Annotated in this window: 16 protein-coding genes and 1 tRNA gene; 4 read left to right on the top strand and 13 right to left on the bottom strand. The window is 37.6% G+C overall.

What is annotated here, in order from left to right:
• Nucleotides 1–52: 52 nt before the first annotated feature.
• Both B0H50_RS06815 and B0H50_RS06810 read left to right on the top strand, forming a co-directional pair.
• Nucleotides 53–2,971: a hypothetical protein gene (locus B0H50_RS06815; RefSeq protein WP_109587466.1), complete on the top strand. Its 2,919-nt coding sequence runs from the start codon at nucleotides 53–55 to the stop codon at nucleotides 2,969–2,971.
• Nucleotides 2,972–2,974: 3 nt separating this feature from the next.
• Nucleotides 2,975–3,733, top strand: coding sequence for a hypothetical protein (locus B0H50_RS06810; RefSeq protein WP_146129189.1), 759 nt, complete (start codon nucleotides 2,975–2,977; stop codon nucleotides 3,731–3,733).
• Between the two features lie 29 nt (nucleotides 3,734–3,762).
• On the opposite strand, the gene tmk is transcribed toward B0H50_RS06810, so the two are convergent.
• From tmk to B0H50_RS06785, 5 genes are all read right to left on the bottom strand, one after another.
• Entirely contained in the window at nucleotides 3,763–4,404 is a 642-nt protein-coding gene (gene tmk / locus B0H50_RS06805) for a dTMP kinase (protein WP_106198823.1), read from the bottom strand.
• A gap of 58 nt (nucleotides 4,405–4,462) precedes the next feature.
• Nucleotides 4,463–7,363 carry a preprotein translocase subunit SecA gene (gene secA, locus B0H50_RS06800; protein ID WP_106198806.1) on the bottom strand — a complete coding sequence of 967 codons (2,901 nt, stop codon included), beginning with the start codon at nucleotides 7,361–7,363 and terminating at the stop codon, nucleotides 4,463–4,465.
• Nucleotides 7,364–7,457: 94 nt separating this feature from the next.
• The gene (locus B0H50_RS06795; protein ID WP_106198807.1) at nucleotides 7,458–8,240 is read right to left on the bottom strand and encodes a hypothetical protein; all 783 of its coding nucleotides are present in this window, start codon (nucleotides 8,238–8,240) and stop codon (nucleotides 7,458–7,460) included.
• 137 nt (nucleotides 8,241–8,377) lie between these two features.
• The gene (locus B0H50_RS06790; RefSeq protein WP_106198808.1) at nucleotides 8,378–9,496 is read right to left on the bottom strand and encodes an acyltransferase family protein; all 1,119 of its coding nucleotides are present in this window, start codon (nucleotides 9,494–9,496) and stop codon (nucleotides 8,378–8,380) included.
• A 71-nt stretch (nucleotides 9,497–9,567) separates the two neighbouring features.
• Entirely contained in the window at nucleotides 9,568–10,518 is a 951-nt protein-coding gene (locus B0H50_RS06785; protein WP_106198809.1) for an aldolase catalytic domain-containing protein, read from the bottom strand.
• Between the two features lie 308 nt (nucleotides 10,519–10,826).
• Between B0H50_RS06785 and B0H50_RS06780 the strand changes: the two genes are divergently transcribed.
• Entirely contained in the window at nucleotides 10,827–11,789 is a 963-nt protein-coding gene (locus B0H50_RS06780) for a Fic family protein (RefSeq protein ID WP_106198810.1), read from the top strand.
• Nucleotides 11,790–11,861: 72 nt separating this feature from the next.
• A complete protein-coding gene (locus B0H50_RS06775; protein ID WP_106198811.1) occupies nucleotides 11,862–13,142 on the top strand; it encodes an O-acetylhomoserine aminocarboxypropyltransferase/cysteine synthase family protein in 1,281 nt (426 codons plus the stop codon).
• A gap of 75 nt (nucleotides 13,143–13,217) precedes the next feature.
• Here B0H50_RS06775 and B0H50_RS06770 read toward each other — a convergent pair whose 3' ends face one another.
• From B0H50_RS06770 to rsmG, 8 genes are all read right to left on the bottom strand, one after another.
• On the bottom strand, nucleotides 13,218–13,646 hold the full coding sequence (locus B0H50_RS06770) for a hypothetical protein (protein WP_106198812.1): 429 nt from the start codon (nucleotides 13,644–13,646) through the stop codon (nucleotides 13,218–13,220).
• A 26-nt stretch (nucleotides 13,647–13,672) separates the two neighbouring features.
• A tRNA-Met gene (locus B0H50_RS06765) sits at nucleotides 13,673–13,745 on the bottom strand.
• A gap of 57 nt (nucleotides 13,746–13,802) precedes the next feature.
• Nucleotides 13,803–14,546: a metallophosphoesterase family protein gene (locus B0H50_RS06760; RefSeq protein ID WP_106198813.1), complete on the bottom strand. Its 744-nt coding sequence runs from the start codon at nucleotides 14,544–14,546 to the stop codon at nucleotides 13,803–13,805.
• 449 nt (nucleotides 14,547–14,995) lie between these two features.
• Nucleotides 14,996–15,355: a bactofilin family protein gene (locus B0H50_RS06755; RefSeq protein WP_109587465.1), complete on the bottom strand. Its 360-nt coding sequence runs from the start codon at nucleotides 15,353–15,355 to the stop codon at nucleotides 14,996–14,998.
• 3 nt (nucleotides 15,356–15,358) lie between these two features.
• The gene (locus B0H50_RS06750; RefSeq protein WP_109587464.1) at nucleotides 15,359–16,156 is read right to left on the bottom strand and encodes a M23 family metallopeptidase; all 798 of its coding nucleotides are present in this window, start codon (nucleotides 16,154–16,156) and stop codon (nucleotides 15,359–15,361) included.
• The gene (locus B0H50_RS06745) at nucleotides 16,153–17,058 is read right to left on the bottom strand and encodes a ParB/RepB/Spo0J family partition protein (RefSeq protein ID WP_106198816.1); all 906 of its coding nucleotides are present in this window, start codon (nucleotides 17,056–17,058) and stop codon (nucleotides 16,153–16,155) included. Before B0H50_RS06745 ends, B0H50_RS06750 begins: the two co-directional genes overlap by 4 nt.
• Before the next feature lies 1 nt (nucleotide 17,059).
• Nucleotides 17,060–17,845 (bottom strand): ParA family protein, encoded by a 786-nt coding sequence (locus B0H50_RS06740; protein WP_106198817.1) that lies wholly within the window; start codon nucleotides 17,843–17,845, stop codon nucleotides 17,060–17,062.
• Nucleotides 17,838–18,488, bottom strand: coding sequence for a 16S rRNA (guanine(527)-N(7))-methyltransferase RsmG (gene rsmG / locus B0H50_RS06735; RefSeq protein WP_158256491.1), 651 nt, complete (start codon nucleotides 18,486–18,488; stop codon nucleotides 17,838–17,840). Before rsmG ends, B0H50_RS06740 begins: the two co-directional genes overlap by 8 nt.
• Nucleotides 18,489–18,677: the final 189 nt, after the last annotated feature.

The raw sequence follows: 18,677 nt of genomic DNA, 5'->3' as shown, positions 1-18,677 counted from the left end.
TATTCTGGGAGACATTTACGATATTGATGAGAAATTAAAAAATGGCGATACTGTGGATGTTGCGCTCCCTTTAGATTTTTCCTATTCTACAAATGATAGCATTTATGTGGAACACTTTATAAAATCTGAAAATCGTTGGGAAAGTATAAAAGCAGATAGCATTGTAGATGACTTTGTTTATTTTAGAACAAATTCATTTAGCTTGTTTAGACTTGTAAAAAATGTTGTAAAAGCTGCTGTTTATGTTGATGTACCTGCATTAGGAGTAACGGCAAAATTTTCTAAAAATGTAAGAGATATTGTTGATGGTTATTCATCAACTGTTGCAACGATATGTTGTTCTGTTGTCAACGGAATTTACCAACCAGCACAATGGATTTATAAATTATACAAAAAAATACTTTGTTTTGATTTTGTTGGCATAAAAGATCAACTTTCAAAAACTTTTTCTTCAAATGACAAATCTATAACTAGTTGGAATTTATCGCAAAATAATATTCAAATTGATACATCAAGTTATAATTGGAAATTTTTTGAAAATTATTTACACGCTAGCGATACTATTCAATTGAAACCTTTAAATGATGACGATAATGAAGCTAAAAAATGGGCAACAACAAGGGATAACTTAAACCTTTTATTAACAGATGAAATTTTATCAAAATTGAATTCTGACAAAAAAAATCGATTCGATTTTGAATTAGATTCAACCTCAGGTCTTGGGAAAATTATTGTTAGCAATCATAAAAACAATCAAATTGATACATTAAATTATGAGGATTATTTTTTAACAAGTAGTTCAATGATAGAAGATGCTGCTTGGATTGTAGATGGAATTAACGCTTGCTACGAAACATTCAATTTAACAGGAAATTACATAAAAAAATGGAAAGATTTTGGAAATTCTATAGACAAATCTTATACTGCAAATTGTACCAAATTTTATGAAGCCTACGATTACAAATGGTCTAATCAACTTTCATCCACTATTGATTGTGGATTTTTTGCTAAGGATTTTATTTCTAAAAAAGGTTATAACATTTTCAATAACCATCAAGAAAAACTAATTGCTATTTCAGAAGCGATGGTTCGCATTTCTTTACTCGCTTGGCTTGATAAAAATAATTTTAGAGCCTTTTCGTTAATGGCTTATAAAAAAGTTTACGATGGTGTTTTAGCTTGGCTTGAACTTGCAGCACCATTTTTAGCATTTAACAATATTGCCATCAAATCCTATGGAAGTTTAGCGTTATATGAATACATTCACTTTGGAACAGATAATAATTTAAAGGCGATTAACGATGCCTTAAATATTCATTATAGTTCAAATGGTGCTTATTCAGAAGGAGCTGGTTATTCTGAATACATTTGGGAAGATTTTCCTTACTTATTAGCAGCTCTAAAAGAAGCTTATGCAACTCAAGGGCAGTCTATTTTTATCAATGAAAAATTTTTAGCATCTCCCGATTATATGTACCATTTTTCAAGACCCGTAAAAAATGCAGGATATATTCCTGTTGAAATTGATGATGGCTGCACTTATAATCCAGATTATCGCATTTGGGGAAAATTAAAAGAAAATCCAATCTATTATAAATGGGCAAATAAACATCCTGTTGATCCATACAAATTATCTCCAATCATGTTTTTAGGATTTCCGAATTACAATTTAGACTCACTTACAATACCTACAGAGAGCAATCTATTATGGGGAGATTTTAAAGATGGAATTGGACTAATTACTGCAATCGCAGGTAACGATACTGTTGCTTTATCAATGATCGCAGAAAATGGCGATTTATTAGAAAATGGGCAATCTCATGACCAACAAGATAATTTATCCATTACTTTATCCAGTTCAAAAAAAGGATTTATTATTCAAGACCGAGGTTATTCTGAATTTTATAATCGTTCAGATGAAAATTTTCATCGATACAACAATCACAATGTGCTTACTTATGGAAAAAATTGTGAATCATCAACCTCTAAAAAAGATTGTTTAATCGGTGGAGGGCAACCCGATAATTATACAATTTCAATTGATGAATTACGAAAACGAACTGAAAAAATGATGGGTTCAACTCCCGGATTTTTTTGGTCAGCAAATATGGCTATTTTTAATATAGTCCTTAAAATAAAAGACAAAAACTATGATTTTACTGTAGATGGCGGCTATGAAGCAAAAGTTTTAGACAAACATATAAACAATCCGCAAAAAAATATTATAGGCTACACAGCTCGCACAAATATTATTCAAGATTTTATAAAAAATGAATTTATCACAAATTACAGAACCATTCTCTATTTTGGAGAAAGTTTTTGGGTAATTGATAGACCAACAGAAAAGGGAATGGTTTGGCTTGCAAACATAAATGCTCATTTAGATTCGACTCACTTAAAACTATATACCTCAAATAAAGAACCAATAGATCTACTTGATACTACTATCACAAACTATCAAATCATCTCAATAAAGCAACACATTCAAAGAAATGATTATGATTTAATTAATAATGAAAAAAAATATTTAACTAATTTATGGACGTCAGTTCAAAATAAAACTTCAGTTATGTATATAATGGAATACCCATTAACTCAAGAGTTATTTTCTAAAACAGATATTTGTCTACAAAATTTTCAATGTTTCGCTACACCAAATAAAGACAAATACTTAATTATTCCGCCAAGAAATACCCCCTTTAAAATTTGCGATATTTTACCTTATAATGACTGTTCTGGAGATTTTTCTTCAACTGGCATCACAATGATTTCAAGAAACAATGATGCTTATGATATTTTAGGAGTTCTCGATGGTTCATTAACCATTACCAAAAATGGCAACACCAAAGAAATCCATTCTGCAACAACAGCTAAAAATTTTTATCAATACACATCACAAGATGGAAGCGTATTTCAAGAAAATACAGCAGTAAATTATTTACCCGCATTACCACTTTTACTTTTGAGATGAATTATGAATAAGCTAATTTTTATTTTAACTTGTCTATTTTTATTGTCTTGTGGTATTGATATGGGATTAGATGATAGTTGCCCAGAATGTAGCTCTCGTGATTGTTATGCAGCATGCAAATCTCATGACGATTGTGATTCTAGAGATGTAAAGCTAACGAGAAAAATTCATTATGCAAGTATGATTTACTTTATAAGATTATACCTAGAGAATGAACTCTACAAAAATGCCGCTATAGTTCAATTTAAAGAAGGGTTACAAATTCAAAAAAATGATAACACAAAATCTACATTAACCTCACAAGGATATGAAGTTATAACAAGTAAACAGGCTTCAACAAAATGCTATTCTCTTCCAAGGTATATATACAAAAGCAATCATCAAACCGTCAATTACGATAGTAAAATAACTCTACCTCTAGACTCGAATAATTTTGTCCATTTTGAATTAAAAGATGCAAATTCTGTCGTAAAAAAATTTGATATTGATTTAACTCCTTATAAAACATTTTACAAACAAATTGGCGATTCCATTCAAATCACATTTCCTTCGAAACAGGCTTATTTTATAGCAACTCTAAACGATTCTGAATTTAGAGTAAATGCAGACACTGCAACAACACCCACTATCGTAGGCTTAGATAGTTTATCCAAGTCTCATATTTATTTATTTGATTCCTTTGGGATGAATACCGTCGTCGGAAGAGATTCTTTTACGGTGAGAGTCGATATTAACTTAAAGCCCGAAAATGGGATTGAGTAAATTATCTGAATTTTTCTAACAGCAGAATTTTACCTTTTTAATTTTTCAAAAATACGTTGCTTAATTTGTGTGTAAACATTTTCAACAGAATCTTCTGCATAAATAAGAGAAACGCAGGCTGGGAAATTTTTTGCCATTTGCTGATAACCGTTTCGAACTCTTTCAAAAAAATCTGCGGCTTCGCTTTCAAGTCTATCGGGAGTGCGGCCTTCGCCCGCTTGCCGACGACGACTTTCTTCAACCGATAAATCTAATACGATAGTGAGTTCGGGAGTGTATTCGCCACACGCAATTTGCGAAAGTTCAAGAATTGTCTGCGGGTCAATTCCGCGACCATAACCTTGATATGCAAGAGTGCTCCACGCAAAGCGATCTGCAAGAACTACTTTTCCTTTGGCAAGTGCTGGCGCTATTTTTTCAGCGATTAACTGAGAACGCGCAGCGTTATACAAAAGCAATTCAGTTTTATCGCACATGATTCCTTTGTATTTTACATCCAACAAAAGCTGCCGAATTTTTTCTGAGATTTCAACGCCACCTGGTTCCCGAATGCAAAGAACTTCGTAACCTGCGTTTTCTAAATCAAGAGCAATTTTTTTTAACTGCGTACTTTTTCCGCAGCCATCAATGCCTTCTAAACAGAAAAAATTTTTTGCCGTCTGAAAATTCATTTTAAAATCCATTGCGAAAAAAAGCGAAAATGTTTTTCAACACTTTCGCTTTTGAAAATTACACTTCGTCTTTGCCGTGGCACTTTTTATACTTGAGGCCCGAGCCGCACCAACAAAGATCATTGCGTCCAAGTTTTGGATGATCGTTTTTCACAGTGCGAGCGCCCGGAAGAGTCCGACGCATTCCCTGCGGGCGAGTTCCCGGTAACGCTGAACTCGGAATCGCACTCGATGTCGGCGCTTGCGGAACAGGATCTACTGCTTTAGGCGCTTCTGCATTTTCGGTTTGTTCTGCAGCAGTTTCTTTTGCAGTTGTTTCTGCAGCGTCTGCGGGCTTTTCAGCATTTGCAGGAATTGGCTGCGGGCGCGGAGCTTTTTGCAACTGTTCCGGCGAAACGGAAATGCCATTCGGCAGTTGAATGCGAATATTCAAAATGCGCTGCGCTGTAACCGATGCAATGCTTTCAAGGCATTTTTGGAAGGTGACGAAAGCTTGATTTTTATACATCACCAAAGGATCTTTCTGCGCATAACCTTGATAACGAATCGCATCTTTCAACTGATCCATCGCATACAAATTTTCCTTCCAATGTTGGTCAATTGTGTAAAGGAAAATGCGACGTTCAATGTTGCGGAAATCTGCATCCGGAATAATTTCGACGAGTTTGTCATACTTTGTTTTGCAAAGTGCGATGACTTCGTCCAAAACTTGTTCCGCGGATTTTGTGCTACGTTCATCTGCGCTCGGATTGTATTCAATCGCAAAGCTCAATTTTACAGCAGTCGTAAGACCGTCCCAATTCCATTCATCGGCAAAACGATCTTTGAAAATGAATTGAGAAACTTTAATGTCGCAAGCATCTTGAACATTGTCCCAAATATCTTTGCGCACATCTTCACCATTCAAAATGCGACGGCGAATTCCGTAAATCACTTTACGTTGTTCGTTCATCACATTATCGTAGTCCAGCAAATATTTACGCGTATCAAAGCTTTGACTTTCCACGCGTTTCTGGGCTCCGCGAATGGAGCGCGAAACAATCGGATGCGTAATCACTTCGTCATCGCCAACGCCAAAGCGATTCATTAACTGCTTCACATTGCTTCCGCCGAAGATGCGCATTAAATCGTCATCGAGAGAAAGGAAGTATTGCGATGAACCCGGATCACCTTGACGCCCAGCACGTCCGCGCAACTGGTTATCAATGCGACGGCTTTCGTGACGTTCTGTTCCGAGCACATGCAAACCGCCGAGTTCTTTTACTCCCGGACCAAGCACAATGTCCGTTCCGCGGCCGGCCATATTCGTCGCTACGGTAACTTTGCCCTTGTATCCTGCGAACTGAATAATTTCTGCTTCGCGACTATGATTCTTTGCGTTCAACACATCATGCGGAATGCCTTCTTTCAAAAGCAACTGATGCATTTTTTCGGAACGTTCCACCGAAGCGGTACCCACAAGAATCGGCTGACCTTTTTCGTGACGCTTTTTAATTTCTGCGACGATGGCTTTCCATTTTGCGTCTTCGGTTTTGTAAACCATGTCCTGCATATCTTTGCGAATGCAGGGTTTGTTTGTGGGAATTACCCACGTGTTCATGTTATAAATTTTTATGAATTCCGTCGCTTCCGTTTCTGCGGTACCTGTCATACCGGAAAGCTTCTTATACATGCGGAAATAATTCTGGAATGTAATCGTCGCAAGGGTCTGATTTTCGCGGCGAATCTGCACACCTTCCTTCGCTTCAATCGACTGGTGAATGCCATCCGAATAACGGCGACCTTCCATCAAACGACCCGTGTTTTCATCGACGATAACCACTTCGCCATCGCGGATAATGTAATCGCGGTCGCGGATAAATAAATTTTCCGCCTTCAACGCTTGGCTGATAAAGTGCACCCATTCCGCGTGTTCGCCATACAAATTCGTGAAACCCATAATTTGTTCCACGTGATTTGTTCCGCGTTCGGTGAGCTGCACAATTTTATCTTTTTCATCAACGGTGTAATCTTTTCCGCGGACAAGTTGCGCAACCAACTGACGCGCCTTCGTGTATTTATCCGTTGCATCTTCTGCGGGACCGCTAATGATAAGCGGTGTACGCGCTTCATCGATTAAAATCGAGTCCACTTCATCGACAATGCAGAAATTCGGTTCACGCTGCACCACTTCTTTCGGATCTACCGCCATATTATCGCGGAGATAGTCAAATCCGAATTCATTGTTCGTGCCGTATGTCACATCCGAATTGTAACTTTCACGGCGCTGTTCCGCATTCAAATCGTGAACGATTAAGCCAACGGTTAAACCGAGGAACTTGTAAACAAAACCCATCTGCTTTGCGTCACGTCCAGCGAGGTAATCGTTTACCGTCACTACATGAACGCCTTTGCCCGAAAGTCCATTCAAATAAACCGGGCAAACCGCAGCCAACGTTTTACCTTCACCCGTTGCCATTTCTGCGATTGCACCTTCGTGAAGCACAAGGCCACCGATTAACTGCACATCAAACGGAAGCATTCGGAAAGGCTTTACCGAGTCCGGATAAAGTTCGCGAATTTTCGCATAGAACTTTGCGGGCATGTAAATTTCCCATTCGGGCTTGCCTTCTGCAATCGCCACTTTCGCAGCATCTACCGCAGACAAAATTTCTGCGTCATCGCCGAGCTTCGAAAAATCAAATCCAAATTCTGGCTTAAAGATATTGAACATTCCCAAGCGACGGTCGCAAGCTTCTTGACAAACCGCAAACGCTTCGACTTTAATATCTTCTAATGTTTTCCCGTTCTTCAGCATTTCGCGGAATTCCGCAGACTTTGCTGCTAACTCCGCATCGTTTAAACTTTCGAGTTTTTTGCGGGCTTCGTGAATCTCTGCAATGACTGGGCGCAAAGATTTCACTTTACGTTCATGCGGAGTACCAAAAACCTTGTGCAGAAGCGAATCGAGAATGCTCATTGAAAATCCTTTTTAAAATTTACTCCACTAATTTAGAAAATCAAAAAAGACCCGCCCTGCGGGCGAGTCTTTGGATGCGTAAAAAGAGCCTCAATTAAAGCGATTTCAGCAAATTTTCCATGCAATTTTCTTCGGTAGTAGTTTCAAATGCAAAATCTTCAAATTGAAATTTTCCCACCGAACCGTTTTCTCGATATTCGGCAAATGCAGCTTCGCAATCTTCCCGATTTATCGCAAAGCGCGGCGAAACTTTTACTGCGCACGAAATATCTCCATGCGAAATTTTCATTGCAATTTCTAACGGACGATAATTTTCTACGACAATTTTCATTCCGCGGAAAGTTTTCGCAGAACGACAACCGAATTCTGTAATTGAATCGCCAAAAATTTCTTTGCCCAAAAATTCAACCGCCCGCAAATTTTTCATCGCACAAGAATCGGAAAATACATTCATCGATGTAAAAATTCCTTCGTTATCCAATGAAAATCCCGAAGCATAACTCGTTGAATCCGTTTGACTTAACCAATTTCCAATCGGAAAAATTTTTCCGTCATAATGCAAATCAAAACTTTCGCCCGCTAAATCGAAACGAATCGTTTTTTCTTTCGAATGATACTTGTAAATTCCCACAATCCGTTCGCCCGACGGTGCCCAAATTAGCGAATCTTTTTCGGCACGGCAAACCGGAACATTCAGCGTAATCGTTGATTTTTCGGTGTCAATTTCATAAGCGTCCATCGCTCGGAAATAAACCGCATTTTCTTTTTTCGAAATTTTTCCCACTTCATTTTCATCTGCCGACGATAATCCTTCGCTACACGCAAAGACAATCGCCATCGCGGAACATGCAAAGAGTAAATGAAAGCGGTTTATCATAAAATCCTCAGTCCAAGTGTAAAATAGCTCCTCTCCCGCAGACTTTCAAGTGACGAAAAACACAGACGAAAAAGCTATTTATTTTTCAACATTTTCGTCGTGAATTTAGCTTTCTATTTTGACAATTTATGTCTTTTTTATTTTGCCGCTAAACGCTTTTTCTTAGCCGTTTTATAATTTTGATAGAGCGTGCTAATCGTATAAATAAAGAGAAGGAAAATTACCGTTGCAAGCGGACGATTTAAATTGCAAAAACTCCACGCAATTGTAATGAGCGGCAAATGAATCAAATACGGATAAAACGAAGCGCGTCCCACCGACCGAATCATCGGAATGCAGAAAATTTTAGAAAGCCATCCTTTCGATGTGGTAATGCTTACAATTAAACCGCCGTAAATCAAAACGGCAACCGAATGATGACAAATAAAATTCCACGCGACATTTTCGGATTTCATCGTAAACAAACTCGCATATAAAAGTCCGAGCAATGCGATTTGCAAAATTCCTGCGACATAATTTTTTTGTAAAAAATCAAACGCGCCCGATTTATAAAGTCGAAAAAGAATCATCCCAAACAGATATTCAAAAATGCGAACAAACGGAAACATGTGAAAATATTGATAACGTAAATTGTAATCCGAAAAATCGCCTAATAATGGAAGCGTTCCTAAACATCCTGCGTATTCAAAGAAAATTCCCCACGCAATTCCCGGAATAAAAACAAGCCCGCAGAAAATCCAAAGAATTTTTCGACTTTCAATTTTTGCAAAGAATCGTGCGCAAAAAGGAGTAATCGCATAGCACACAAAAAATGCGGTGAGCGACCAACTCGGTTCATTTAATTTCATTCCCAACTGCGGTAAAAATGTCCACGTTAGCGTCGCATGCATGAGAAAAGAACGCAGCGGATGAAACATATTTTCAAAGCCGCCGAGTTTTACATAAAGCGCTGCAAACATTAAAACCGTCATCGCAAAATGGCAACGATAAAGTTTTGCAATCCGCGCAAACATAAAAGGAATTACAGGCATTCGCCGATCGGGATCATTAAATTTGGAGCCGAATAAAAATCCCGCTAAAATAAAAAACAATCCCGCTGCAAATGCCGGCGCCGTAACCACCGGAAAAATCCAATTCCAATGCGACATATAACCGAGCGCCGATGACGACGAAAGGTGTAACATCACGATATTGAGAGAAGCTAAAAGCCGTAACCCATCTATCGCTGGGAAATAAGATTTTCCATTGACATTCATCGCGGGCAAAAGTAGAAATAAAAAAGCGCTCCTCGTCAGAGCGCTCTCGTGAATCCATTCAAATGTTTTCCTTAAACATTCAATTCGTTCATCATCTGTTCAAAGAATTTGCGATACAATTCTTTATCCGGTCCTTTGCGGAATTCAATTGCCGACGACGGATGCAAATTCAAAGAACCCGTAATCATCTGCGGAATAATGTAACCCCATTCGTACTTGCGACGAAGCGGAGTAAAGAGTTCTGTAATCGCATCCAAAACCGGACGCAAATCATATTTCGGATTTTTCAGGAAACTGAGCAAAAGTTCTGTCGTGCAGTTTCCAGCACCGCGGCCCATTCCAGTCACCGTGCAATCCAAATAATCCACATGATTGATAATTGCTTGAATCGTATTGGAGAAAGCAAGCTGCTGATTATTATGACCGTGGAAACCGAATTTTTTCGACTTCACATGCTCGCGATAACGCACCATGCTCTGATCAATATCTTCTTGATAGAAATGACCAAAAGAATCCACCAAGTAGAGCACATCGTTTTTGCATTCGTGTTCCACTTGATCCAACGCTTCATCCAATTCCGGACCGCGATCGCGGCTCACCGCCATAATATTCAGCGTCGTTTCAAATCCTAAATCGTGGAATGTATTGACGAGGCTAATGCCTTTGTCGATATTCTTCACATAACTTGCCACGCGAACCATCTGATACGGAGATTCCGAAGCCGGCTTAATTGCGTTCATATTGACGCGGCCAACATCGGCCATCACCGCCATCTTCATTTCGCTATCAATGCCATCGCGCACTTTCCAAAGCATTTCATCTTCGCAGAATTTCCACGGGCCATATTCCTTCGGATCAAACAATTCCGGAGAATTCTTATAGCCCATTTCCATATAATCCACGCCCGCCGCCGTCAAAAGTTGATAAAGACGACGCACAAATTCCAAACTGAAGTCATGCTTGTTGACGAGTCCGCCATCGCGAATGGTGCAATCGAGGACTTTAATCGACGGGTAGTACATAATGAATCCTTTTCCCAAAATGGGGTTGAAATGAATGCACCAAAGATAAATTCAGTGAAAAGAATTTTCCATAGAAAAATTGATGATAGACAAAAAAGTCGTATTATTAACGCATTTTTTGCGTAAATTATGTAAAAATCGCTTAAATTTTAAAAATTTTCATTCTAAAATGAATTTGGAGAATTTTTAAAATCAATTTTTAATCAAAAATTTCGTATGGATGAAGTATTTTTCCAAGAAAAATTTTTATATTCAACGCAGAATATGCGTATAAAAATAAATTTTCACTTTCTCTTTTCACGGTAATTATGCTTTTCATTCATCAATATCCCGATTGGACAAATTTTCGCATTTCTTATTTAAAAATCGCCGATTTACTCTGTAAAATTCGATTTTTACAAGGAAAATTACAAGGAAAGTGCGCATTTGCGCTTTCCAATGAAAATTTTCAAGGAATTCAAGAAGAAAATTTATCAAATTTATGTAAAATTGATGAATATTCAGAAATTCCAAAACTTTTTTTCTCCGCAGAACGCAATTTTTCAAACGAACTAACCGAAAAACGCCTTTTTTCATTTCATTCTTCGCTAATTTTTAATGGCGGACGTTACAAAAATTCTTCTAAATCGCAAAATTTGGATTATCTTTGTGGATTTCGAGGCGTTTCAGCGGATCGAATTCCAAAAGAAATGGAAAAATTGATTCGTTTTTTCAATTTATCCGAAATGGATCCCGTTTTAAAAGCGGCAATTGTTCATTTTTGGTTTGTAACAATTCGTCCTTTTTCAAAAGGCAACGGCTGCATGGCTCGCCTTCTTTCGGATTTGCTGCTTTCGCAAAGTGAACATTCCGAAAAGCACAGTTATTCATTTCATTCTCTGTTTTTTGAAGACAAAAATTCTTATTTTCAATCTCTTTTTCAAGCGCAAACTTCGAACGGCGACATCACCGATTGGATTTTTTATTTCCTTTCCAAATTGCATCTCGCTTTAGAAAATGCTCAAGCGAATTGGGCGCAAAAATTTTCCGCAAAAAAGTCCGAATTTTCTCTCAGCGGAATTGCGCTTTCGGAACGCGAACAACTTCTTATAAAATATCTACAAGAAAATCCACATGCAAAAATTTCTTCGTCAGAATGGGCAAAAATTTCTGCGATTTCTCACGATTCCGCTCTTCGCGATTTTAAAAATTTACAGCAAAAAAACATTCTCAAAAAATCCAAAGAAAAAGGCCGCAGCACCAAATATTTTTTCAATGAAGAATCGTTTTAAGCTTTCTCGTTTACAACATTTTTAATAAAAACTTTTATATTTTTGAAGCATCAATTTCAAAGGATATCATAGATGAAATTAGACATTCAAACCAAATGCGTTCAAAGCGGCTGGCAGCCAAAAAAAGGCGAACCTCGAATTCTCCCCATTTATCAAAGCACGACTTTTAAATATGACACCAGTGCTCAAATGGCGGATTTGTTTGATTTAAAAGAAGAAGGTTATTTTTACACACGTCTTCAAAATCCAACCAATGATGCTGTCGCTTCTAAAATTGCAGATCTCGAAGGCGGCGTCGCTGCGATGCTTACCAGTTCGGGTCAAGCAGCAAATTTCTACGCAATTTTCAACATCTGCGAATCCGGCGATCATTTTGTGAGTTCTTCTGCCATTTACGGCGGTACTTATAATCTTTTCAGCGTAAGCATGAAAAAACTCGGAATTGATGTAACTTTCATCGATCCGGATGCAAGCGAAGAAGAAATTGAAAAGGCTTTCCGCCCGAATACAAAAGCATTCTTTGGCGAAACCATTTCAAATCCGACTTGTCATGTCACCGACATTAAAAAGTTTGCAGACATCGCTCACAAGCACGGCGTTCCTTTCATCATCGACAATACATTTGCAACTCCTGTTCTCTGCCGTCCATTTGAATTTGGCGCAGATATCGTAACGCATTCCACTACAAAGTATATGGATGGTCATGCGATGACTGTCGGCGGCTGCATTATCGATAGCGGAAACTTTGACTGGGAAGCACACAAAGAAAAATTCCCCGGCATTACAGAACCGGATCCGTCTTATCACGGACTCGCTTACAGTAAAGCATTTGGTAAAAAATGCTACATCGTGAAAGCAACTGTTCAGCTGATGCGCGACTTCGGAAGTATTCAAGCTCCGATGAATGCATTCCTTTTAAACATCGGTCTTGAAACATTAGCACTTCGTATGCAAAAGCACTGCGAAAATGCTTTGAAGATTGCCAAGTTCCTGCAAAATCATCCGAAAGTAGCTTGGGTCAATTACGCGGGTCTTGAAAACGATAAGTATCACGCACTCGCTCAAAAGCAATTTGACGGAGGACTTCCTTGCGGTGTTATGGCATTTGGCATTAAAGGCGGCCGCGAAGAATCCATTAAATTTATGGATTCGCTTAAGTTAATCGCTATTGTAACTCACGTTGCCGATGCACGTTCTTGCGTTTTGCATCCCGCTAGCCATACGCACCGTCAGTTAAGCGATGAACAACTTTTAGAAGCGGGCGTTCGTCCTGATTTGATTCGTCTTTCTGTGGGCATTGAAAATGCAGATGATTTAATCGCAGATATGAATCAAGCATTCGAACAAATCTAATTCATCAACTCCAAAAAACGCAGTTCATTTTGAACTGCGTTTTTCATTTTAAATCAAAAAAAATTTTAATTGAAATTAATCTAAGCGAATTCCCGCTTTTGCAAAGCTATCTGCATTGCTAGAATCTTTTGCGGCGACATTGGTAATCCAATTATATTCGGCAATTCCTGCAAGTCCGACTCGACTGCAAACTTGATCGCGCGCTTCATCGTAATTTTGCAAAATCGCCACTTTTTGTTCGCCTTGAGCTTGTTCAATTTTCGAAGACCATTCTTCGCCCAAAAGAATTAACGCAGCACTTGCATTGGCATATTGCTGAGCTTTCTTTTCATCTATCGCGGAATTTGCAGGAGGAGTAAATTTCGGAACCGAAACCGGAGCCGATGCAACTTGAGCATTCTTCGAAGGAAGCGACGGAGTCAAATCAGCCGTCTGATCATTCCCACAGGATACAAAAAAGGAAGAAGCCAACAAGAACAAGATCGCAAAAAGCATTTTCTTCATCTGAAGCTCCTTCCAAAGGAAAATAATAGCGGTTTGTGGGGTCGAACCACAGACACACGGATTATGATTCCGTTGCTCTACCAACTGAGCTAAACCGCCAGGTGAACTCAATTTAGATTATTATTAAAAAAATTTCAAGGGTTAAAGAGAAAATTTTTAAAGATAACGCAATTCTGTGGAAATTTTTTCATTTTTATATTCAATATACCGCCAACCTGGAACTGTACTAATGATATTAAATTCTGAAACATCCGGATTTAATTGCATTTGCGTCGCCGGCGTCAAATAAACTTTCTTTCCATTCTCCAAATTCACTTCCATCGCCGAATGATAATGCCCCGTAAAAATTGCTCGCAGATTTGGAATTTCTTCCATTACCGATTTTGTTTCATTCCAATTTTTCAATGCATAACGCGAATCCATAAACAGATGCCCGCAAAGACACGGCGGATGATGCATAAAAATAAAAATTTCTTTACTTTCTTTCGCTGCTTCTTCTTTTAACCATTCTAATTGACTTTTTGAAACAGAATCCGTTGAAGAATCTAAAAAGAAAAGCGCCACTTCATTTACCGTTTTTTTATAGAAATATTCCCCATGATGTAATTCAATAGGAAAAGGCGAATAACGTGCAATATCCGCTGATTTATCATGATTTCCCGCAATCATACACCATTTTCCCGAATATGCTTTCATCATTTCAAAAAAAAGTTGGTATTCCTGCGGAAAACTATGTTCTGTCATATCTCCGCTAATAACGAGAAGATCTAAATCAAATTTATCAGCATCCGCGAGAGTTTTTTCAAAACTTTCCACCGATTTGAGATGATCCGCTTCATCGTTATCCGCGATCAAGTGAACATCTGCGATTTGCCCAATTCTAAAAGTTCTCTTATCCATCCTTTTAAATTTAATTAAACTTTAATCCCGAAAGAATAAAATTCTTTAACTCATTGAATTTCAATGTGATACGAATCAATTCAACAAATCTATTCACATGTGGATAAATAAGTTGTTGAAAAGTCAACTTTCAACGGTGTTTTGGGCATTTACGTGGGAAAAATGTTGAAAACTTTTCGTTTAACATCTTTCAACGTTGAATAATGTGAATAACTTAGATAGTTTTCATCATTTTAAAACTATCCACGCTTTTTATATCTTGATGAAAATCAATCACTTATAATCGCAATCGATTAAACTCTTCACAAATCCACGTTACCATTATCAATCTCTTTTATATATATAAGAAGAATATTTAAAGAGTGTGTGGAAAGATGATAAATCTTCTTTTAGAGAAATAAAAAACAGTCCCTCATCAAGAGACTGTTCAAAAAAATTAAAAAGCGAAATTACTTTTTAACAGGTTCTGCTTCTTTTTCCGTAGAAACTTGGCAATTTCCGCTGAGTTTTGCTCCGCATTCAATAACGAGAAGCTTTGTTTTGATATTACCGATGAAAAGCGATTTGGATTCTAAAACCAACTTTTCGGAACATTCAATGTCTCCATTGATTTTTCCTGCAATCGTTGCATTTTTCGATTTGATAACGCCTTCGACAAAGCCAGAATTTTCGATTACTACATCGCCGGTAGTTTCGATGTTTCCTTTGATTTTGCCAGCGATACGAATATCGCTAGAGCCCGATAAATCTCCGGTGATATTCATCGACGGGCTAATTTGTGTAAATTGGCTATCGTTTTCTTTTGCCATGTTTTATTCCTCAATAAAAAGTTCTGGATCGATGGGTTCGTTGTTTTTCAAAATTTCATAGTGAATATGCGGGCCTGTCGTTTTTCCGCTAGAACCGACTGTTCCGATTGCTTCACCTTTTTTCACCAATTTTCCTTTATTCACATAAGTTTGCTCTAAATGGGAATAACTGGTGGTATATTCGTTGCCGTGATCAATGATAATATGTAATCCGCGATCTTTGTTTTTAAGAACGGAGATGACTTTTCCTTCGGCGGTAGCAAAAACAGGTTCATTTAATTTTGCGGAAATATCTATTCCCGGATGATTCTCTTCTAAAGAAAAATTCTTGCTGATAATGCCGATTGTAGGAATGATACTGGGAACTTTTGCCCAATTTTGAGTTTTTCCATCGGTAGAATAGCCTTTTAACTCTGCAGTAAAGCGATTTTTCGAAGAAGGTTGAAAATCAAAGCGGTTTTTATCGATGACAGAAGAAAGTTTTAAAGAATCATTTTCATAAAATGCACCGAGAATGTTCTTAATTTGCTTTTCCATCGTAGAAATAGAATCTAATTCCGAAAAAAAGAGTTCATATTCGCTTTGTTTTTGCTGTAAAAGTTCATTTTGCGCTTGAACTTGCCGCGAACTCACGATAATTGCATTGATTGTGGATAATTTATAGATGAAAAATCCGCCAAGTACAAAAATAACGATTAAAAGAATCGCAAATAACTTCCAAAGGATGGAATTCACTTTAAAAGATAAAGTTTTTCCGGAATCCGATGGAATAATTTGAATAATGTGATAGCGATTTTTCAATTCAATCCTTCCATTTTTTCCTGGATGCGTGTTAAATCTTCAAAGGAATAATAATCAATAATTAATCGACCTTTTGAAGCATTGTCCGCAGATTGTTGCAATTTGATTTTTGTGCCGAAAAACTCTTCCATTTTTTGCAGAAATGCAGAAATGTTTGGATCTAATGGTTGCGCTTCTTTTTGTTGCGGCTGCGGTTTTGGTTCTGAATTTTTATTTTCTTTGGTGAGCTTTTCAATATCGCGGACATTCATTCCTTTTTCAATAATGTCGCGGGCGACTGCTTCGGGATCCGAAATTTCCGGACTTAAAAGAGTGCGTGCAGCACTTTGAGAAAGTTTCCCTTCGCAAATCCAAGCTTGAACTTGTTCCGGAAGTTTTAAAAGTCGCAAGGAATTTGTGATTGCAGAACGCGATTTTCCCACGCTTTTTGCTAAATCATCATGAGTGTAGCCGTAATTTTCTAAAAGTTTCTCGTAGGATTTTGCTACTTCAATTGCATTTAAGTCTACGCGCTGAATATTTTCAATCAGCGACCATTCCGCCATTTTTTTGTCGGAAAGCAATTCGTGGACATAAGCATCGATTGTTGTCCATCCAGCAAGTTTTGCGGCTCGAGTGCGACGTTCCCCGCTGACAATCTGATAACGTCCATTGAATTTACGAACTGTAATCGGCTGAATCAAACCTTGTTGTTCAATTGTTTCGGCTAATTCAACTAATTCATCTTCATTAAATTCAGTCCGCGGCTGATATGGGTTAGGGTCAATTAAATCCAAATTGATTTTTTCAATTTTGACTGTTTGCCCATTTTCATCTTTCTGAATGGTTTCGTCCAGATTATTGGTGTGGTTATTCATAATGGCGCTCAGACCCATTCCGAGCGCAAAAGATTTCTTTCCCATATTATTTAGCCTTGTTGATAATTTCTTCTGCGAGTTTCATGTATGCTTGTGAACCTGGACTCTTTACATTATAAAGAATAACCGGTTTTCCGTGAGAAGGCGCTTCGCTGAGAGTCACATTTCGCGGAATCATAATTTTGAAAACGCTTTCTGAAATGACATTGCGAACTTCTTCTGCCACTTGACGCGAAAGACTTAATCTTGCGTCATACATAGTGAGAAGAGCGCCTTCGATATTCAGCTGACTATTTAAATTTTTCTGCACCAATCGAATGGTGTTGAAAAGTTCAGCAAGTCCTTGTAAAGCGTAATATTCACATTGAACAGGAATTAAAACGCTATCGGCTGCGGTTAAAACATTCAGAGTTAAAAGGTTTAAACTAGGAGGAGCATCGATAATAATGTATTCGAATTCTTCTTTTAAAACAGAAGTAATGCGGCGCAGACGATGTTCGCGGCTCATCGCATTGACTAATTCGAGTTCCATTACCGAAAGATCCGGACCCGAAGTAATGACTTTTAAATAGTCTAAATCCGTTTTTAAAATGAACTTTTGCAGAGATTCTTTTGTGATTGCATCAGGACTTTCTGCAAGTTCCAAAGCTTCGTGAATATCTTCTTCTTGACTTTCGAGATAACCTAAACCTTGGGAAGCATTTCCCTGAGGATCCATGTCAATCAAAAGAGTTTTCTTTTCTAGTGCGGCAAAATTTGCAGCTAAATTGATAGCTGTTGTGGTTTTTCCCACGCCGCCTTTTTGATTACAGATTGCAATAATTTTACCCATAGATTCCTTTAATCACTAATGAGTATTCTAAGTTTTCTAATGGAAGACGATAATCAATCAAATGAACATTCGGAATGTTCTTCAATTCTTGCGCAATTTCTTTGCTTTTAAAAGTCACAAAAATTCCATCTTTTTTAAGAGCAGGAAGAGCGCGTTCATAATCTGCTTCGAAGCGTGAAAGTGCGCGACAAGAAATTACATCGCAATTTGAAATTTCAGAAGTTTCAAATCTTTTTCCAACGATTTGAAGATTCTCTAAATGCAGAGAATTTTTTGTTTTTTCTAAAAAGAGAACTCTCTTGTGTCGCGGCTCAGAAGCATAAAATTGAATTTCTGGACAAGCAATTGCTAAAGGAAATACAGGACATCCGCCGCCTGCGCCCATATCAGCCCAAATCATATTAGGTTTTAAAAAGTTTTTTTTAGAAAGAACAATATAAGGCATTAAAGAATCTGCGATATGGCGCGATAAAAATTTAGGAATGTCATTTCGAGAAATTAAATTTACTTTTTCATTTCCTTGAATGACTAATTGGACATAATCAAAAAGCTTTTCCAACTGATTGTCGGATAAAGAAACTTCTTGTTTGGCAAGAAATTTCAAAAGAAGTTCTTCTTGATTTGAATCAAAATAATGTTTCACGTGAAACAATTTAGAATTAAAAATTGTGAATAAAAAGAGGTTGAATAAAAATTTTAAAAATTGTGTTGGATAAAATGTTTATTATTCGTGAAAAAGGTTCTGTCAAATAAACTGTGTCATTTAGTTTTTGTTAGCTAAAAAAAGAGCTTTGAAATTTCAAAATTGAAGAAGCGAAAAGCAAAATCAAAG

Origin of the sequence: Hallerella porci, assembly GCF_003148885.1 — a bacterium.
Lineage (GTDB): Bacteria > Fibrobacterota > Fibrobacteria > Fibrobacterales > Fibrobacteraceae > Hallerella > Hallerella porci.
Note: the sequence above shows the minus strand (reverse complement) of the source record. Positions and strands in the feature narration are given on the sequence as shown.